The sequence below is a fragment of the Candidatus Limnocylindrales bacterium genome (assembly GCA_035571835.1).
Taxonomy (GTDB): Bacteria; Desulfobacterota; Binatia; order UBA1149; family CAITLU01; genus DATNBU01.
In genome coordinates this window covers 21,340-40,295 of record DATNBU010000012.1, presented here as the reverse complement: position 1 = coordinate 40,295, position 18,956 = coordinate 21,340, and the positions used below count along the sequence as shown (strand labels likewise).

At 65.7% G+C, this 18,956-nt stretch carries 13 protein-coding genes; 5 read left to right on the top strand and 8 right to left on the bottom strand.

What is annotated here, in order from left to right:
* Window positions 1-74 precede the first annotated feature (74 nt).
* Together VN634_05435 and VN634_05430 are read right to left on the bottom strand one after the other, a co-directional pair.
* Window positions 75-2,498, bottom strand: a complete 2,424-nt coding sequence (locus tag VN634_05435; GenBank protein HXC50308.1) for an ice-binding family protein — start codon at window positions 2,496-2,498, stop codon at window positions 75-77.
* Between the two features lie 256 nt (window positions 2,499-2,754).
* On the bottom strand, window positions 2,755-3,702 hold the full coding sequence (locus VN634_05430) for a methionyl-tRNA formyltransferase (protein HXC50307.1): 948 nt from the start codon (window positions 3,700-3,702) through the stop codon (window positions 2,755-2,757).
* 151 nt (window positions 3,703-3,853) lie between these two features.
* Here VN634_05430 and VN634_05425 point away from each other — a divergent pair, with 151 nt between their 5' ends.
* The 3 genes from VN634_05425 (at window position 3,854) to VN634_05415 (ending at window position 7,059) form a co-directional block, all read left to right on the top strand.
* Window positions 3,854-4,606 carry an electron transfer flavoprotein subunit beta/FixA family protein gene (locus tag VN634_05425; protein HXC50306.1) on the top strand — a complete coding sequence of 251 codons (753 nt, stop codon included), beginning with the start codon at window positions 3,854-3,856 and terminating at the stop codon, window positions 4,604-4,606.
* Window positions 4,607-4,712: 106 nt separating this feature from the next.
* Window positions 4,713-5,678 (top strand): electron transfer flavoprotein subunit alpha/FixB family protein, encoded by a 966-nt coding sequence (locus VN634_05420; protein HXC50305.1) that lies wholly within the window; start codon window positions 4,713-4,715, stop codon window positions 5,676-5,678.
* A gap of 85 nt (window positions 5,679-5,763) precedes the next feature.
* Window positions 5,764-7,059 (top strand): glycosyltransferase family 39 protein, encoded by a 1,296-nt coding sequence (locus VN634_05415; GenBank protein HXC50304.1) that lies wholly within the window; start codon window positions 5,764-5,766, stop codon window positions 7,057-7,059.
* Here the strand turns inward: VN634_05415 and VN634_05410 are convergent.
* The 5 genes from VN634_05410 to VN634_05390 all read right to left on the bottom strand — a co-directional run bounded on the left by VN634_05410 (window position 7,025) and on the right by VN634_05390 (window position 11,557).
* Window positions 7,025-7,873 (bottom strand): metal ABC transporter permease, encoded by an 849-nt coding sequence (locus tag VN634_05410; GenBank protein ID HXC50303.1) that lies wholly within the window; start codon window positions 7,871-7,873, stop codon window positions 7,025-7,027. The genes VN634_05415 and VN634_05410 overlap by 35 nt on opposite strands.
* On the bottom strand, window positions 7,870-8,616 hold the full coding sequence (locus VN634_05405) for a metal ABC transporter ATP-binding protein (GenBank protein HXC50302.1): 747 nt from the start codon (window positions 8,614-8,616) through the stop codon (window positions 7,870-7,872). Before VN634_05405 ends, VN634_05410 begins: the two co-directional genes overlap by 4 nt.
* A 14-nt stretch (window positions 8,617-8,630) precedes the next feature.
* On the bottom strand, window positions 8,631-9,572 hold the full coding sequence (locus VN634_05400) for a metal ABC transporter substrate-binding protein (GenBank protein HXC50301.1): 942 nt from the start codon (window positions 9,570-9,572) through the stop codon (window positions 8,631-8,633).
* Between the two features lie 11 nt (window positions 9,573-9,583).
* Window positions 9,584-11,122: a hypothetical protein gene (locus VN634_05395; GenBank protein HXC50300.1), complete on the bottom strand. Its 1,539-nt coding sequence runs from the start codon at window positions 11,120-11,122 to the stop codon at window positions 9,584-9,586.
* Window positions 11,123-11,245: 123 nt separating this feature from the next.
* Window positions 11,246-11,557 carry a hypothetical protein gene (locus VN634_05390; GenBank protein ID HXC50299.1) on the bottom strand — a complete coding sequence of 104 codons (312 nt, stop codon included), beginning with the start codon at window positions 11,555-11,557 and terminating at the stop codon, window positions 11,246-11,248.
* Between the two features lie 608 nt (window positions 11,558-12,165).
* Between VN634_05390 and VN634_05385 the strand changes: the two genes are divergently transcribed.
* Window positions 12,166-13,830 carry a hypothetical protein gene (locus VN634_05385; protein HXC50298.1) on the top strand — a complete coding sequence of 555 codons (1,665 nt, stop codon included), beginning with the start codon at window positions 12,166-12,168 and terminating at the stop codon, window positions 13,828-13,830.
* A 534-nt stretch (window positions 13,831-14,364) separates the two neighbouring features.
* Window positions 14,365-17,115, top strand: a complete 2,751-nt coding sequence (locus tag VN634_05380; protein HXC50297.1) for a hypothetical protein — start codon at window positions 14,365-14,367, stop codon at window positions 17,113-17,115.
* Between the two features lie 111 nt (window positions 17,116-17,226).
* Here the strand turns inward: VN634_05380 and VN634_05375 are convergent, their stop codons facing one another.
* On the bottom strand, window positions 17,227-18,759 hold the full coding sequence (locus VN634_05375; protein ID HXC50296.1) for an FAD-dependent monooxygenase: 1,533 nt from the start codon (window positions 18,757-18,759) through the stop codon (window positions 17,227-17,229).
* Between the last annotated feature and the right edge of the window lie 197 nt (window positions 18,760-18,956).

The following is an 18,956-nucleotide window of genomic DNA, read 5'->3' as shown; positions in this document are numbered from 1 at the left end:
TAAAAAACTGCTGCAAATTCGCCCAGCGCGAATTTGCGCGCAAAAATTAAATGTACCTGTCCCCATTTTCTCTGTCAGGGCAGCGCCGCCGTGAACGGGACGTAGGTGAGCTGGGCGGAAGCTCCGATGCTGATCTGGCCCTTCGATCCGCTGTCGCCGCCGTAGGCGGCGCCCGACCAGATCGTGCCCGAGTTCACGTGCACCTGCTGGCGCGGACAGAAGATCGTACCGCCCCCGGTGTTGCTGAGGCCGAGGGCGCAGTTCTCGATGCCGCTCGTCTTGGCCACGTAGAACAGCAGGTGGTTCGCCGTCAGCCCGTTCGTCAGGTTGAAGATCCAGTTCGATCCGGTGTTCATGCGGTCCGAGATGCGGAAGACCATGACCGTGTTCGCGTTTCCGCCGCCATCCAGCGTGATCGTCACGTTGGCGCCGGTGCCGTTGAGGAACTGCGTGTCGTAGACGTTGACTGCGCCGGCGACCGCCGCCGTCACGTTGCGCGTCGTCCCGTTGATGTCCAGATCCTTCAGAAGCGTGCCAAGGTTGATCCCGCCCGCGAGGCCGTCGAGGTTCGCCTTGGTCGTGGGGATGCTCGCCTGCGCGGTCTGGCACCTGGCGACGCGCGGATCGGTGCCGGTCGTGTCGTAGAACGTCGGGTTCGGGTTCTTCAGCACGTGCTGTCCCGGCGCGATCGTCGATATGCCCGGAACGCCGGGCAGGCTCACGCTGCCGACCAAGGTCGAGTTCACGCGGAAGTTGTTCGTGACGATGTCGCCGCCGTTGACGGTGATGAGGTCGGCAAAGACCATGGCCACGCCCGAGTCGTCGTCGGTCGCGACGATGTCACCGCTGAACGACGAGCTCACGACGAAGTTTCCGGTGTTGCCGCACCAGTCGCCGCCGCCGAGCGACTGCATGGCGTTCAGGCTGATGAGCTCGGTGTTGCCGCCGGTCGCGCCGACGACGGCCCAGTCGCAGGCCGCCCCGACGCCGCCATAGATGCCGACGCAGGAGCCGCTCTGGCAAGTGGACGTGGGAGTGCAGATCGTCCCGTCGTCGCACGTGCCGCCTTCGTTGGTCGGCAGGTTCAGGCACGCGCCGGAAGCGTTGCACTGCGGCGCGACGCACGTCGTTGCCGTACCGGTGCACGACGTACCCGGGAGCGCGTACGTGCACAGCAGCGTGCAGCAGTCGCCGCCGTCGCAGTTTTCGAGGCCGGATCGAACGTATCCGTCGCCGCAGGTCGCGGTCTGGCAGTTGCCGACGCACGCGTCGGTGTTGACGGTGTTGCCGTCGTCGCACTGCTCGCCGGCGAGAAGGTTGAGCGTGCCGTCATGGCAGGTCGGCAGCGTGCAGTCGGCATCGCACGTCGGCGTATTGACGCCGCCTTCGTCGCAGCTTTCACCATTCGCATTGTCGATGACGCCGTCGCCGCAGAACGGCAGCGTGCAGTCTTCTCGGCATGCGTTCGGAGTGGTGTCGCTGTTCGCGTCGCCGTTGTCGCATTCTTCCGCTCCCGTACGGACGAAGCCGTCGCCGCAGGTCGCATCGACGCAGTTGCCGACGCACAGGTCGTTGTTGCTCGCGTTGCCGTCGTCGCACTGCTCGCCCGAATCGACGACGCCGTTCGGACACTGCGGGCAGGTTCCATCGATGCTTCCGTCGTCGAACAGATCGCAGTTACGCGAGAGATCCTGCGCGGCGTTCACCGTCCGGCAGATCCGGCAGCGCATGCGGTTGCTGAGACAGGTCGTCAGCGTGGAAGCGTTGAGCGGGAGCGCAAGGCCGTAGCGGTCGCAGAGCTCGCCCGCACCGTCGAGCTCGGGGAAGAACGGTCCCGGAGCTGCAGGGCAGAGCGACTCGATCTTGCCCTGCGCCTTGGAAACGGCCTTGGCGACCGTCCCTTTCGGATCGGCGGTGATTGCGTCGAGGCATAGAGTCAGGCCGGCGGCATCGGTGATCGAACCGTCCTTCAGGCCGGTTTTCATGCAGCCGAGATACTGCTTGAGCATCGCATCGGAGATCCGCGATGTGGCGCTGAGCGTACCCGCGGAGCACTTCGCACTGGGATCGGCAGCAAGCGGCCCGGCGAGCGCGGCGTCGAGATCACTGCCGAAACAATCCGGAACCAGCGCGACGGCTTCGTCTTCGTGCGCATCGCCGACCAGAGTCGAGTCGGTGTATCCGAAATCGGGCGGCACCGGCGAGATGCAGTAGCTCTGCCCCGCCGAATCGACCTTGAGGCGGGCCTTCGCGATGCGCCCCTTGAGATCGGCGAACAGACAATCCTGGGCGGTGGTTCCCGGAGGCAGGGAACCCGCGGAGCCTTTCTTCATGCAGTCGGACGAGTTGCGAATCGTGCTGCTCGTCACTTTGCGGCCGCCGCCTGAAACCTTGTTAAGACATTTCTGCTGACCGGAAGTCTGCTGATCGGCAAGCGAAGTGCCCGAGACCGCCATCAGCGCAAGGATGGCTCCTGAAACCACACGAGAACGGACCATATTGGATTCCCCCAGAACGTGATCGGACGCACGCAGAACCTGACGATCTACCTTGCCACGGAAGCCCTCCATTGGGGAGCGATTAATCGCCGAAGCGGCAAAAAGTCGCCGGCGTTTTTGAAGATGTTCAGGATGGTGCGGACGTGCGCAGCGAGACCCCGGCGCACCGATTCGCGATCAGGCTCGACGTCGAAATGGAGCGAAAAATCGGGGACAGACACCGATTTCGGGAAATCGGTGTCTGTCCCCGATTTCTTCATGGCCGGTCTACGCCGAATCTCGAGCCCGGCGCGAGACCGAGCGCCGACGCGGCCTCGATCGCCGCGATCTTCTTGCCGTCCACACCGAGCTTCGCGATGAGGACGCTTCCCCCGGCAGCTGCGATCTCGACACCGGAGCTGGTGACGGCGAGCACAGTTCCGGGAGCCGAGCGGTCGCGTGACGACGCGATCTTCGATCCGTACAGGCGCACCGAGCGTTCGCCGATCTCGCTGTGGGCTCCCGGCGACGGATCGCATCCGCGGATCAGGTTGTGCACCTGCCGCACCGAGCGCGCCCAGTCGACGTGGGCATGCTCGCTGCGGCACAGCGGCTCGTACGTCGCGAGCGATTCGTCCTGTGCTTTGCCGTTCGCCTTTCCCGCAAGCACGAGCTCGGCGCATTCGACGGTCGCCGTCACGCCCGCGTCGAAAACCTTGCCGTAGTAGAACGAGCCCGCAGTATCGTCGCATCCGATCTCGAGCTCTTTCTGAAGAAGGATCGGTCCTTCGTCGATGCCGTCGTCGGGACGAAAAAGCGTCACGCCGCTCTTCGTGCATCCGTCGATGATCTGCCAGTTGATCGCCGATCCTCCGCGATACGCCGGAAGCAGCGACGGATGAAAACAGATCGAGCCGAATCGCGGGGCATCGAGCACCGCCGACGGAATGATCTGCGTGACGTACGCGAGCACGGCAAGATCGGCCGACGCGGCACCGGTCTCTGCGGCCGCATCCGCGCCGCGATAGCTCCTGCGTTGCACGACGCGCACGCCCGCGGCGACGGCCGCGGCCTTGAGCGGATCGTCCGGTTTGCCGGCGGCGTCCGGCGGCGGACAGACCGCAACGACCTCGTGGCCGCGGCGAACGAGCTCCTCGAAAACCTTCTGGCCGAACTGTGCCTGGCCGAACAGGAGGATCTTTCCACTGGTGCCGATCGTGCCCATGGGTGCTTCTTTGCGTGCCCGCGTTCGCGAGGCAACAGGCCCAACTGACAGTTGCGTCACAAGCCTTCGCATGGTACCCGCCGCGGGTTCCACTGCGCGGAAACAGCGCCCGGGGACGGCGCCTTTCAACTATCCGAGGAGGCTACTCAGCGTGAAGATTCTGGTCACCGCCAAGCGCGTGCCGGATAACGAATCGACGATCAAGGTGAACCCCGAGGGCACCGGAATCGTCGAGTCTGGTCTGAAATGGGTCGTGAACCCCTTCGACGAAATCGCCGTCGAGGAGGCTCTGCGCATCAAGGAGGCCCAGGGCGGCGTCGAGGTCATCGTCGTGACCGTCGGGCCGTCGGAGGCCCAGGAACAGCTGCGGACCACGCTCGCTATGGGCGCCGACCGCGCGATCCTCGTCAAGGCCGAGCGTCCGGATCCGACGGTGGTCGCGCGAATTCTCGTCAAGGTGATCGAGAAAGAGCAGCCCGCGTTCGTGCTGATGGGCAAGCAGGCGACCGACGACGACTCGAACGAAGTCGGCCAGATGCTCGCGCAGCTGCTGGGCTGGCCGCAGGCCACGTTCATCTCGAAGCTGACGCTCTCGGCCGACAAGACGTCGGCAACGCTGATGCGCGAAGTCGACGGCGGCATGGAAACCGTCGAGGTTCCGCTGCCGGCCATCATCACCAACGACCTTCGCCTGAACGAGCCGCGCTATGCATCGCTGCCGGGCATCATGAAGGCCCGCAAGAAGCCGCTCGAAGAGATCGATGCCGCCAGCCTCGGCGTGGATCTGACGCCGCGTCTTCGCATCAGGAAGGTCACGCCGCCGCCTGCGCGCTCGGCCGGCCGCAAGGTCGATTCGGTGGATGAGCTTCTGCGCGTCCTCCAGAGCGAAGCGAAGGTTCTCTGACGGCTGAGTCGAGCGAAGGTTTGACGGCTGAGTCGGCGACGATTCTGACGGATCCACGATTTCCGGCGCCACGCGATATCCTGCGGGCGCACGACAGGAGACAGAAGTGAGCAACGTTCTTGTTTACGCAGAGCACGCCCACGGAAAGCTGCCCAAGGCGACGGCGGTCGCCGTAACCGCAGCAAAGAAGCTTGCGTCGATGGGCGGCGGACAGGCCATCCTCGCAGTGCTCGGTTCGGGCATCGGCGAAGTCGCGGCGCAGGCCGCGAATCTCGGGGCGGACAAGGTCGTCACGGTCGACAATCCCGCCGTCGAGCATGCGCTCGCCGACGTGACCGCGCTGACGCTGAAGGCTGTCGCCGAAGCGGTCGGCGCCGACACCGTCGTTTTTGCTGCCACCAGCAAGGGCCGCGACATCGCGCCGAGACTTGCCGCTGCGATGGACGCGGCGATCGCGAGCGACGTCACCGAGATCAACGCCGACGGAACGATGGTGCGCCCGATGAACGCGGGCAACGTCCTCGCGACCGTCGAGCTCGTCGCCGACAAGAAAGTGATCTCTGTACGCACGACGGCATTCGAGGCCGCAACGGGATCCGGCGCTGCGGTCGAAGCGCTTTCGATCACGCCGCCGGCTCCGGCCAAGCCCGCGAAGTTCGTCAGCATCGAAGAGACCAAGTCCGACCGCCCGGTGCTCACCGAAGCCACGCGCGTCGTCTCCGGGGGGCGCGGCCTCAAGAACGGTGAGAACTTCACGACCGTGCTCGCGCCGCTGTGCGATGCGCTCGGCGCCGCGATGGGCGCAAGCCGCGCCGCCGTCGACGCCGGCTACGTACCGAACGACCTCCAGGTCGGACAGACCGGAAAAGTCGTCGCGCCGACCTTGTACGTCGCCGTCGGCATCTCGGGTGCGATCCAGCATCTGGCCGGCATGAAGGACTCGAAGGTCATCGTCGCGATCAACAAGGACGCCGAAGCGCCGATCTTCCAGGTTGCCGACTACGGGCTCGTCGCCGACCTGTTCCAGGCCGTGCCGGAGATGACCGAGAAAGTGAAAGGGCTCGCAAAGTAAGTCCCTGCGGCAACGGCGTCCGCGCCACAGCCGCCGTCTGCTCGCCGTAGCATTGCCGCCATGTTGTGGTGGCTGGTGGCATCCAATGTGCCTTCGCAGCACTGAGAATGACCAGCGCCCCGATGCGCGTTTTCGCGTTGGAGTCCTGGCAGCCGTTGCGCTTGGCGCGGCGGTCCGCCTGACTTGCGTATTCACCGACGGGCGACCTTTTGTCGGCGGCGATGGGTTCTCCTACAGCGTCGAGGCGCTGCGTCTCGCGGATGGTCTTGGCTACACATCGGGCTGGGGCGACGTCGGCCAGCCGATCGCGCACCATCCTCCCGCCTGGGTGACGCTGCTGGGTCTCGTCTCGGCGCTCGGCGGCCGTAGCCTTCGTGCACACCAGCTGACGACCGTCGTCGTCGGACTGGCGCTCATCGCCGTGGCCGGGGCGGTCGGACGTCGCTACGCGGGCAACAGGTCCGGCATACTCGCCGCGTTCGCTGCCGCTCTGTACCCGGGGTTCTGGGTCGTCGAGGCCAACGTGCTGTCGGAGCCTCTCGGTCTTGTGCTGATCGGCATCTTCATGCTTCTCGTCGCCAACCTTCGCGATGATCCAACCCTCCATCGCTGCTTAGGCGTTGGTGCAGTCTGCGGGTTGCTGGCGCTGGTTCGCTCCGAGCAGTCCGCGCTTCTCGCCATCGTCGTCGCGCCCGTGCTCTTTCGCGTCCCGGGGCTCGCGCCGAGCCAGAGGATTTCATGGCTCGTCGGCGCCGTACTCGCTTTCGTTACGGTGATCTCACCGTGGACCATCTACAACAGCAGGCGCTTCGCCCAGCCGGTCATTCTTTCGACCAATTCCGGCCCTGCGCTGCTCGCCGGCAACTGCCCGCCATGGACCTATGGCGGCGAGTTCCTTGGATACTTCTACAACGGCATGGCGTTCGACGGATGCGGATGGGGCGAAGCGAAAGGACTCGACCGATCCGAGCAAAGCCCCATCTGTATCCGCGCCGCCCTGCACAACATGTCCGCCCATCTCGATCGCCTTCCCCTCGTGATCGCGGCCCGGCTCGGTCGCACCGTCGGCGTGTATCGTCCGACGCAGACTGTCCAGCTGACGGCGAGCTGGATGGGGATGGGGCTGTCTCCGATCTGGGCGTGGGTCACTTCGTACCTGCTGCTGATTCCCTTCGCGCTGGCCGGAACGGTATGCCTCTATCGCTCGAACGGTTTTCTTCTGCCGCTGCTCGGATCGGTGTTCGTCGCGTTTCTCGTCGTCAGTACCTTTTTCGGAGAGCCGCGCATGCATACGCCGTCCGATCTGGCGACGGTCGTGCTGGCAGCGGCCGGCCTGAACGGACTTCTCAGGTCGCGAGCTTGCGACCCGCCATCACCGTAAGCAGCACAGCAGTGCTGACCGCGACGATCGTCGGCCCGCTCGGCAGATCGGCAACGTACGAGATCGAGATGCCGGCCACGCTGCTCGCGACCCCGACCACGATCGCCGTGGCGAATGCGAACCGGATGCTGCGGCCGAGAACCAGCGCGGTGGCCGCCGGCAGCACGAGGAAATCGAACACGACGAGCGCGCCGGCGGCACGGATCGCGAGCGAGATGGTGACGCCGATCGTCAGGAACAGCACGACGTTCCACAGCCGCGCGTTGACCCCGAGAGCTGTCGCCATGTCGGGATCGAACGATACGAACACGAACTCCTTGAAGAATACCGCGTGCACGATCGCGACCGACAGCCCGAGCATCGCGAGCAGGAAGACCTCGCCGCTGTCGATCGCGAGCACGTTGCCGAACATCAGGTTGAGCACTTCGGACTCTGCGTGGGTGCTGACCGCGACCACGAGGATCGCAAGGCCCGACGCGGCCGCATAAGAGACGCCGATCAGCGTCTCGCGCGGAAGGTGCCCTTCGCGCCGCTGCGCTGCCATCGCCACCGCCGCAACCACCGTCAGCGCGAGCGCGATCGGCTGCGGCGGCAGCTCGGCATGCATGCCGTGCCAGCTCTCGAGGATCCCGGTCAGGAACAGCGCCAGCGCGACGCCGAGCGAGCTGACCTGCGCGAGCGCCGCTCCCACGAACACCGCACGCCGCAGCACGATGAACACCCCGAGGTACGAGCAGATGGCGGCTACGATCATCGTGCCGGCAAGCACGTTGATCATGAAATCCTGCTGGAACATCTCGACGAGCTTGCTCATAGAACGATCACCCGCTTGCCGGCCACCATCTCGACCGCCGCGTGAACGCCGTACATCTGGTACAGCACCTGTGGCGTCAGCAGCTCCTCGGTCGGACCGACCTGCACCTGTCCGTCGTGAAGCAGCAGCAGACGCTCCGCGGAGTCTGCGAGCTCGTTGAGGCGATGCGTGACGTACACGACGCTGACGCCGCTTTCGGCGCGGAGGCGACCGATCAGCTCCAGAATCGCGTGCTGGCCTTCGAGGTCCATGCCTTCGGTCGGCTCGTCCATCAGCAGCACCTTCGCCTCGGCAGCCAGCGCGCGCGCGAACAGCGTGCGCTGCTTCTGGCCTCCCGACATGTCGCGAAACCGCTTGCCGGCAAGCGCGCCGATGCCGACGTGCTCGAGTTGCTGCTCGGCAATGCGCCGGTCCTCGTCGGTCGGACGGCGGCCGGGAGGCAGCAGGCCGTAGCGGCCCATCAGTACGATCTCGCGCGCCGTGAACGGGAACAGCTCGTCGATGTGGGCCTTCTGCGGCACGTACCCGAAGCGCATCCGCTCTTGGCGTCCGGCGAACTCGATGCGGCCTGCCGTCGGAGAGATGATTCCGAGCATCGCGCGCAGGATCGTGGTCTTGCCCGAGCCGTTGGCGCCGACGATTCCGAAGAACTCGCCTTCGTCGATCGCAAAGCTGAGCCCGGACAGCACGACGTGCCGGCGGTAGCCGAGCGTGACGTCACGAAATTCGATGAGGGTGTTCAACAGGATCCTCGCTCCTATTTCTTCAGCGCATCGACGAGCTGGGTCGTGATGCTCCGGCAAAGCGCGGGATAGTCGGGGATGTCGGCGCTGCCGCCGACCTGCGCGGCGAACTCGACGACTTTTGCGCCGGTCTGCTGCGCGACGAGGTCCGGCGTGCGGCGCTCGTGCCACGGCTCCATCAGGATCAGCTTCACGTTCTCACGCTTCATCAGCTCGATCAGATCGGTGATGTGCGACGGCGACGGCGGAATTCCCGGCTTCGGCTCGATCGTTCCGACTTCGGTCAGGCCGAAGCGCTGGCAGAAGTACGTGAGGCTCTTGTGGTACGTGACGACCTTGGTGCCGCGATACGGCTCCATCGCCTGCAGGCACGCGGTCTCGGAATCCTGGATGCGCGCGAGCAGCGTCTCCAGGTTCGCCTGGAAGACCGCAGAGTCGGCGGGATCCACGCGCGCAAGACCGCCGGCGATGTTCTTCGCCATGATCTTCGCGTTCTCCGGATCGATCGAGAAATGCGGATTCCCGCCCGGATGCACGTCGCCCTCGGCGCGCGTGACCGGCGCGGTCGGGATCTCCAGCAGCGGCACGCCTTCGGCCGCGGTCACCAGACCCGGCGCGCCGGCGCGGATCTTCGCGTTGCGGGTCTGGTCGACGAGCGCCGGCAGCCATCCGATTTCCAGGTCGAGGCCGTTCTGGATCAGCACGTCGGCGTTGTTCAGCGTGACGATGAAGCTCGGCTTGGCCTGGATGTAGTGCGGGTCTTCGTTCGGCTTGCCGATGCACTTGACGTCGGCCTTGTCGCCGGCGATCGCCTGCGCGATCGCGGCGAGGTCGGGAAGCGTCGCCACCACGTTCAGCTTCGCCTGCGCATCGCGGCCGCAGGCCAGCATCGCAAGCGCTGCCAGTACGACGCCCGCAATGCGGCATCGCGTTCGAATCGAATTGGAAAGTTTCATGCTCAGGGCTCCTAGAATTTGTGCGCGCCGTGCGCGCCGAGTGTGAATTCGGCCTGCAGCCAGACCGAGTGCTCGTCGCCGAAGGCCTGGCCGTGGTCGTAGTTGTACTGGAGGCGCAGCTTGGAGAACTCGGTCGGATACCACGTGATGTTCGGCGAGATCCTCGTGCGATGGCCGCGCTCGTCGACGTCGAAGCTGCGGTTGTTGGCCGTCACGTATTCGCCGCGCAGCCCCGCGACCCAGTTCATGCGGAATCCCCACAGCAGCTGCGAGTATCCGCCGTAGTCCTCGAGCATCTGGTGCGGAAGCGCGGCGGACAGGTCTTCGGCGGCTTCGTAGCGGCGCAGCATCAGCTCGGTCTGCGACGAGACGAACGGAAAACCCTGCTGCGCGCGCACCGGACGCCATTTCCAGTACAGGTCGGTGCCGTAGATTTCGGTGTCGGTGTGGTGGCCGCTGTCGTTCGGTCCGAATGCGCCCGATGCGCCGAAGACCAGCGTCTGCGTGTCGGTCAGGTCGAACGACGTGGCGATGCGCGGCACGAACAGCAGGTCCGAGAACGCATGGATGCTGCGATCGACGGGCCTGCGACCGTACGTGTTCTCCGAGTCGCGGAAGCTGAACGCGGTGCCGCCTTCGCCGTTGAAGATGCTCAGGAAGAGCTCGGTGTAGAACGGCGTCGGCGCGAGCCACGAGACGCGGGCGCCGACGTTGCGCAGCCCGTCGCCGCCGAGCACGCGACCCATGATCAGCGGCTCGTCGACGAACGCCCACGCGTGCGGGTGCACCGAATTCTGGCGGCCGAATTCGGCGAAGTACTGCCCGGCCTTGACCTGCAGGTTCCACGGAAGCGACGTCGACAGCCCGTAGGCTTCCTCGAGCTCGACTTCGGTCTCGTTGCCGTCGTCGAGCTTGAAGACGACGTTGGCGAACGCCTTGAAGTACGGATCGACCGCGCCGTCGACGGCCAGCTCGGCGTTGCGCAGCGAGAAGCCGCGCTGGTCCGGGTCGTGGTCGCCGAGCTGGAGCTGGTGCACGTGGCTGTCGGTGGACGTGCCGGCGTCGACGATCGTGTCGAAGCTGATGTTCATGTAGCTCGACCCCGCGCTCGCTACGGTGAGCGGCTGGCCGTGAAGCCACGGCGGCAACTGCGATGGTGGCGCAGCGCTCGCGGCCGAAGCCGCCGCAGTCGTGGCCGAAGCGCCGGCAGTCGAAGCGGTGCCGGTCGCCGCCGGTGCACTGGCGGTCGCCGCCGGTGAGCTCACCGCAGAGCCTGCCGGTGAAGCGCCCGGCGCCGGCGTTTGCGCAGACGCCTCCGGCGAAGCCGCGACGGCGGGTCGAATGCCTTTTCGCCGTTCGACCTGCTCGATCTTCTGCTCGATCTGATTCATCTGCTGCTGCATCTGCCGCATCTGCTGGCGCAGCTCGCGGAGCAGGTCGGCATCCGCGTCGGCGCATGCGGCTTGCGGTCGCAGTCCCAATGCGGCTGCGGCGATCAGCGCCGGAAATCTTCCGGCCTTCCACGATTTCCATCGATGGGAGCCAGGCACGATGCCTGCCAACCCACGCACACTCGATGCATGTTGCACGAGAAATCCTCCTCGGGCGGCGAACCACAACGGTACACATCGAACGGCGTGGCGCGCGTTGCGCGCTCCGTCATCGATGCGGGATCAGGCGACTGGTGTGGTCGTGGCGAGCGGAGGAGCGCGGCCGGACAGCGGCCGCTGGAAGACGTGCGCGGGAGCCAGGGCAACCGAAACATCGATCACCGTGGGCGGAAGCAGGATGGAGGCGAGCTGCGGAGCAGCCGCGACAGTCGCCGGCGAATGCTGCGTGGAGACGCAGACTGCGCAGCCGGCGGACGCGGCTGGATCGCCGCTTTCGTGACGGTGGCCGCTGAGAGCCGTCGGAAGCAGAACCAGCGCTGCAACGGCAAACGCCGCGATACGCCTGTTCCACAGTTTCCTCAGCCCTTTGGTCACAGCGGGCCTCATACGCCGGGGATGTGGCCGCAGTCAAGGCAAGCGGCCGAAGTGAGTCGCCGGCTCGTGCGCAGCGATCTGTGAAACCGTGCTCATCGGCGACAGAGGCTTTCGCGCATCAACGCCGTTCGTGCGGCAAGGTTGCGGCGCAAATCCCGCATCCACTTCATCGCGGGCTCATCCCCCATTCGAATCTGCGGCAATGCGTGTGCGGCCTGAAAGAAGTCATCCCTCGCCCGCGGGAAATTTGAACGTCATGTGGGGAATCGAAAACTCGCCCGCGTCGGCGCAGACCCTTTCACGGCGCAGCCAAAAAAAGCCGAAATGCCGCACACACGACGCGGTGTGCATCGATTCGACGACCCTCCCGCCGGGTGCAGCCAGCCTCGGCCGTGGGTCTTGCGAGCATCCTGAGCGCAGCCAACGTTCCCGTGTGTATGTAAACCAACGCGCCGGCCTGGGAGGTACGAATGCCGGCGCTCTTTCGGGTGTTCGCAGCAAACCAATCGAGTCGTCCGCACAGCAACGGGCGACGCGGGGGTAATATGAGAAAGACACGCAACAAGACAAATTCCTGCACTTCTGCACTATTCCGAATCGCACTCGCGTTGGTCGCAGTCGCCGCGCTCGGCGCCGCCAAGCCGGCCTTCGCCGAAGACTGCCTCAAAGAGGCCTACGGCCAGGATGCAAACTGCACGGCCGAGGACATCGCGATCGCGAACATCGAGATCACCAATGTTCCGGACGGCTGCAGCGGCTTCGGCGACACGTTCACGTTCGACGGCTTCCTGCACGTCGTCTCGCATGCGACGAACCGGTACGACGTAGGCTTCTACCTTGGCCCCAACGCCTATACGTCGACCGATTCGAGCTGCACCGTCACGGTCATCGATCCCAACGCCATCGGCGGTACCCAGGACGGCGACGTGTGCGGTGACGTCTCGAGCGCGATGGAATTCCTGGTTCCCGTCACGGGTGTGACTGCGGTGTGTGCGGATACCAACGGGGACGGATTCTTCGATGTCAGCACGTGCTCCACATGGCGCCAGCAGGCGAGCAGCACCGACTGCCCGGATGAAGCCCATGCGCTTCCCGGCACGAAATCGAAGTGCAACTGCGAGCAGGTCGACACGACCCTTGCGGTGCCGCAATGCGCGAGCGATGCCGAATGCGACGACGGGCAGATCTGCACGAGCGACGTGTGCGATCCCAGCAACCCGAATGCCGACGGGTTCGGCTGCGTGTTCCCGAATGCTCCGTCGACGACGATCTGCCGGGCTGCGTCGGGGGTCTGCGACGCCGACGACCGGTGCACCGGCAGCTCGCCGGACTGCCCTGCCGACACTCCGGCCGACAACGGGACGCCATGTCCGGACGATGGGCAGGTCTGCACCGACGATGTCTGCGAGGGCGGCGTCTGCACGCACCCGGACAACAACGATCCATGTGACGACGGCGCGTTCTGCACGACCAACGACGTCTGCTCCGGCGGCATCTGCGCGGGAACTCCACTCGTCTGCGACGATGGAAAAGAGTGCAGCGTCGACACGTGCAACGAGGCCGAAGACAAATGCGACTTCACCGAGTGCGAGCCCGCGATTCCGGACGGCGAGATCTGCCGGACCGCCGGATTCTGGGCCACGCATGCGGGATCGGAAGCGAAGAAAGGCAGCGCCACGAACATCACGCAGGAGCTGCTGGATCTCGTCGGACCGCTGCAGGTCTGCGGCCAGACGATCTCGACCACCAGCAACACCAGCAAGCCGTTCCTCGACGGGCTCGGTCTCACATCGGCTCTCGAGGCGCTGTGCGTGCGCGTACAGGGAGATTCGACGTTGCAGCTGTATCGTCAGCTGGTCGCTGCGGCGCTCAACTGCGCGGTTACCGGTGTCGCGAACTTCTGCAACCTGATCATTCCGGAATTCGACGCGTGCAGTGACGTCTGCGAGGGCACTGCGGATCAGAACGCGCCGACGGAGGGCGAATGCATCGCGCTTCTCGACTGCTTCAACAACGGCGGCGAAATGATCGGCGACCAGTGTTCACTGGGCACCTGCGCGAGCCAGCCGCAGACCAACTGCGGCGGCGACTTCGGTCCGTGTCCGGACTTCAACGGACTGCCGCAGGCGTGCGTACCGCTCGAAGACAACTGTCATGACCAGGAGCTCTGCAACGAGGACATCGGCTTCTGTCCGGACAGCAGTCCGGCAACGAGCGATGCCGCGTGCAGGGAGGCACAGAGCAACCAGTGTACGATCGTGTCGTGTCCGTAGCGTCAGGTTCTCTGGCTGGAGCCTGACGGGCCGGCACCGCAAGGTGCGGACAAGAGGCGGGGTCGCAGATGCGGCCCCGCCTTTTTTTCATACGCGTCTCGATGTGATCGACCGGGTGTCTCAGACCATCCCCGAAACGAGGCGCTATCCCCCGTGCGAAATGCCGCATGTATGTGACAAGTCGGATATTTTCCTCTCCCGCCCGCCACTCATTCGAAAAAATTGAAACTCCATCGCGTGACAGAAGTCGCGCGTCGTCAACGCCGGCGACGCACGACGCTGTTCACAAACTCCGCAAAAAATCTGCACTCCCGCTGCACGGCCTCTTGCCGCAGACACAAAGAGCAAATTGACGAGTCCCCGTTCGTGGGTCTTGCGGCATGACGTCAGCCGCTCATTGTTCCGATTTCAAAACGGTGCATCGCAACGAACGCGTCGCCGGAGCGGCGGCACGAGACGAGAAAAACGAAACCGCAGACTGTCGGACTACGAGATGGAAAGGGCCGACGGGGGATACATCACATGAGACGAGCTATGAACGAAGACATCCCAAAAAATCTGTTTTCACGGTCTGTGCGCTTCTTCGCTGCGCTGGCCACCTTCGCGCTGGTCAGCTCGCCGATGTCGGCGCGCGCCGTCGGAGACGCGTGCCTCGGTGAAGCTGCCGGCGGCGACCTCAACTGCACGGCCGAAGATATCGCGGTCGCGTTCGTCGAGGTCACAGGCACGAGCCACGACTGCCAGTTCATCGGCGACACGTTCACGTTCAATGGAATCCTTCACGTCGAATCGCACGCGACGCAGCGATACGACATCGGTTTCTACCTCGGCCCCGATGCCCTCAACTCGACCAACAACGACTGTACCGTGGCCGTGATCGACCCGGCTCTTGCCGGCGGAACCCAGGACGGAGACGTCTGCGGCGACATCTCGAGCAGCCAGACCATCGGAGTTCCAGTCAGCAATGTCACCGCCGAGTGCGCCGATACCAACGGCGATGGCTTCTTCGACATCAGCGTCTGCTCGACGTGGCGTCAGAATGCGGATGCGACAGACTGTCCGACGCGCCTCGATGCGCTCCCCGGCACCAAGTCGAAGTGCAACTGCGAGACGGTCGAGACGACGCTTCCGATTCCGCAGTGCACGAGCAACGCCGACTGCGTCGACAACAGCGACTGCACCGACGCCGTCTGCGATCCGAGCAACGTGAACGCCGACGGCTTCGGCTGCACGTTCCCGTTCACGCCGTCGACGACGATCTGCCGCGCTTCGACGGGCGTGTGTGATCCGGCCGAGCGCTGCACCGGCTCGAGCGCGACGTGCCCGAGCGACAGCCTGTCGCCGTCCACGACGACCTGCCGCGCGTCGACCGGAGTATGCGACCTGGCTGAGAACTGCACCGGTTCGAGTGCAGCGTGCCCGGCCGACGACCTGTCGCCGACCACCGTCGTATGCCGCGCGTCGACCGGCGTCTGCGATCCGGCAGAGAACTGCACCGGTGCCAGCGGAGCATGCCCGGCCGATACGTTCACGCCGTCCACCACGGTGTGCCGTGCGTCCGGCGGTGTTTGCGACGTGGCCGAAAACTGCACCGGCTCGAGCGGGGCGTGCCCGACGGACACCCTGCTCACCAGTACGACGACGTGCCGGACAACGGCCGGTGTCTGCGACATCGCGGAAGTCTGCAACGGCGCGAGCCCGAGCTGTCCGAACGATTCGTTCGTCGCGTCGACCACGGAGTGCCGCGCATCCGGCGGTGTCTGCGACACGCCCGAGAGCTGCTCGGGCACGAGCGCGACGTGTCCCGCCGACTCCGTGCGCGGCACGGCGTTCGTGTGCCGCGCATCGGCCGGCGTCTGTGACGTTGCCGATATCTGCAACGGCGTCGACAAGACGTGTCCCACCGACCAGTTCACGGCAAGCACCGTCACGTGCCGCCCCGGAACCGGAGTGTGCGACGGCGCCGAGCTCTGCACCGGGAGCTCGGCCACGTGTCCGGACGACAGCTTCCTGACGACTCCGTGCCGTCCATCCGCTGGTGTCTGCGATACGGCGGAATTCTGCACCGGATCGGCCGGCAGCTGCCCGGATGATTCCTTCGTACCTTCGACGACCGAGTGCCGCGCATCGGGCGGCGTCTGCGACACGCCCGAGAACTGCACGGGATCGTCGGCGACCTGTCCGATCGACGCGTTCCAGCCGTCGACGCTCGAGTGCCGCCCGTCGAGCGGCGTGTGCGATACGGCCGAGAACTGCACCGGCAACAGTGCCGGCTGCCCGACCGACGCATTCCGTCCTTCGACGACCGTGTGCCGCGCATCGACCGGCGAATGTGACGTGGCGGAGAACTGCACCGGAAGCGCCGGTGGATGTCCGGCCGACGGCAAACAGCCGAACGGAACGCAGTGCACGGCGGACACCAATGTGTGCACCGACGACATCTGCACCGACGGCCAGTGCACGCATCCGAACAACACGTCGCCGTGCGAGGACGGCCAGTTCTGCACGGTGAACGACGTCTGCACGAACGGAACCTGCTCCGGCACGCCGCGCGTCTGCGCGGACAACGTCGACTGCAACGTCGACACCTGCGACGAGGTCGAAGACCGCTGCGACTTCTCCGAGTGCGAACCGCTGCCGACCGGCGCGATCTGCCGGAGCCCGGGCTTCTGGGCGACGCACAGCGGGACCGAGGGCAAGAAGGGCACGGGAATCAACGTGACGCAGGAGCTCCTCGACGCAGTCGGACCGATCCAGGTCTGCGGCGAGACGCTGTCGACCACTTCGGGCGCGACCCTGTCGTCGGTGCTCGAGGCACTGTGCGTGCGCGTGCAGGGCGTCCAGCAGCGGCAACTGTTCCGCCAGCTCGTGGCTGCGGCCCTGAACTGCGCGGTAAGCGGTGAGCTCGCCGACTGCGACACGATCATTCCGGAGTTCAGCGAATGCAGCGATGTCTGCGAAGGCACGGCCGCGCCGGGCTCGCTCAGCGAAGGCGAGTGCATCGCGCTCCTCGACTGCTTCAACAACGGCGGAACGATCATCAGCGGCCAATGCGCGACCGGAACGTGCGCGAGCCAGCCGACGATCAACTGCGGAGCCGACTTCGGTGCGTGCCCGCTGCTGAACGGGCTGCCGCAGGCCTGCGTGCCGTTCGAGGACAACTGTCACGACCAGGATCTGTGCAACGAGGACATCGGGTTCTGTCCGGATCAGGGACCGGCCTCGAGCACGGAGGGCTGCCGGCTGGCCCAGAGCGACACGTGCACGATCGATTCGTGTCCGTGACCGATTGCCGGGCTTGAGTGCCTGAACGAAGCGGGGTCGCAGCAATGCGGCCCCGCTTTTTTCTGGGCTGTAACGCGCGCTGCGGCCGCTGCGGCAGTCGACGCTGGCGCTTTACTGCGCTGCGCTTCGAATCGCGAAGCGATCGAGAAACGCGCGCACCACGCCGATCTCCTGCTCCGGCGCGGCGACGGCCACATGGCCGTCCGGCCGCACGAGGTAGAGCGCGCCCTGCGCGAAGCCCGCACGCTCGGCGTCGGCGCTCCACGCAAACGCATGCATCCGGATGCCGCACCGGTTCGCATCTGCCACGAGCTGCGGCGACGCCGCGCCGTACAGATGAATCTGCCAGTCGAGCGAAGCCAGCGGTGCGTAGTTGTCCGAGCTCTCGACCCACGGCAGGCGGTCGCCGCCGCGAACGGTTCCGGCGCGGCCTTCGGAAAGCGGGCTGTCGCGATAATGAATGCGCGTCTGCGACAGCGTGCGGAAGGCCAGCAGGCGGAGTGCCGGAATCGCAATCAGGCGCGGTACGACGAACGGAAACAGGACCTGCCGGACGAAGCGTCCGGCGAGCCGCCGGTTGACCGCTCCGGTGAACGCGCGGTCGGTGGTTGCCACCAGCGTTCGCGCGAACGCGATGCGCTCGGGCTCGTAGGTCTCGAGGATGCGCTCGCCGGCGCGCCCGCGCACCACGTCGGCGAGCTTCCATGCAAGGTTGATCGCGTCGCCGATGCCCGTGTTCATGCCCTGGCCGCCGGCCGGGCTGTGCACGTGGCCCGCATCGCCGGCAAGAAACGCCCTGCCCTTGCGGAAATGATCCGCCACGCGGTGATGCACCTGATAGGTGGAAAACCATTTCTCCCGGCCGACGCGGATTCCGATCAGGTTCTCGACATACGGCACGATGTCGGCCAGCCGCACCGACGGCCGCGACCTCAGCTCTTCGGGCACGATTCCGATCAGGCGGAAGCGGCCGGTCGTGCGGATCGGAAAGACCACGCAGAGGGTTTTCGGACCGAGGCTCACGTGCATGTCGCCGTCGGTCGCGACGCCGGTGGCCTCGACGTCGGTGACGTAGAACGTCTGCTCGTAGGTGCCGCCGGGGAATCCGACGCCGATTCCTTCGCGCACCGCGCTGTGCGCGCCGTCGCAACCGCACAGCCACGCGGCTTCCACTACCTCTTCGCGATTGTCCCCGGTGCGGATGGTCGCGCGCACGCGATCGGAGAGGTCGGAAAATCGCTCCAGCGTCGTATTCCACTCGATGCGTACGCCCGCGTCGGCGAGCTTGCGCTCGAGGATCTGCTCGTGCTCGTCCTGCGGAAGACTGAGCACGAACGGGTACGGGCTCAGACCGCGGCCGAAATCGCCGACGGGAATGCATGCGGCTTCACGCCGTCCTTCGCGAAGGTGGAAACGCTCCACCTTGATCCCGTGCGCGATGATCTCTTCGGCAAGGCCGAGCCGGCGGTAGAGCTCGAGCGTTCGCGCATGCACGACCATCGCACGCGAAGCCGAGCCGGCGCGCGGGCTGCGGTCGACGATCCGGACCCGGATGCCGCGCATGGCCAGCTCGAGCGCCAGCACCATGCCGGTCGGACCGGCGCCCGCGATCAGTACGTCCAGTACGTCGTGTTCTGCGACCATGTCGCCCCGCAATGCGGGCCCTCGTTCGAGGACATTTCGCACCCGCCGGCTCGAGTCAAAGACAGCGGCATCCGGAGCGTTTTCGTAGCGACATCACGCCTCGTCGCATGACTCGCCGGTGGGATGCGACGAATGATGGCCCGTTGAGTGATCGTTCGCGCGCCGCGACATTGCTGGCGGCCGAGTACTGTGTTGAT

What these genes read in the sequence shown, in the direction of transcription:
- VN634_05435 (HXC50308.1), bottom strand. Translation starts at nt 2,498, where the DNA reads ATGGTCCGTTCTCGTGTGGTTTCAGGAGCCATCCTTGCGCTGATGGCG.
- VN634_05430 (HXC50307.1), bottom strand. Translation starts at nt 3,702, where the DNA reads ATGGGCACGATCGGCACCAGTGGAAAGATCCTCCTGTTCGGCCAGGCA.
- VN634_05415 (HXC50304.1), top strand. Translation starts at nt 5,764, where the DNA reads ATGTGCCTTCGCAGCACTGAGAATGACCAGCGCCCCGATGCGCGTTTT.
- VN634_05410 (HXC50303.1), bottom strand. Translation starts at nt 7,873, where the DNA reads ATGAGCAAGCTCGTCGAGATGTTCCAGCAGGATTTCATGATCAACGTG.
- VN634_05400 (HXC50301.1), bottom strand. Translation starts at nt 9,572, where the DNA reads ATGAAACTTTCCAATTCGATTCGAACGCGATGCCGCATTGCGGGCGTC.
- VN634_05380 (HXC50297.1), top strand. Translation starts at nt 14,365, where the DNA reads ATGAACGAAGACATCCCAAAAAATCTGTTTTCACGGTCTGTGCGCTTC.
- VN634_05375 (HXC50296.1), bottom strand. Translation starts at nt 18,759, where the DNA reads ATGGTCGCAGAACACGACGTACTGGACGTACTGATCGCGGGCGCCGGT.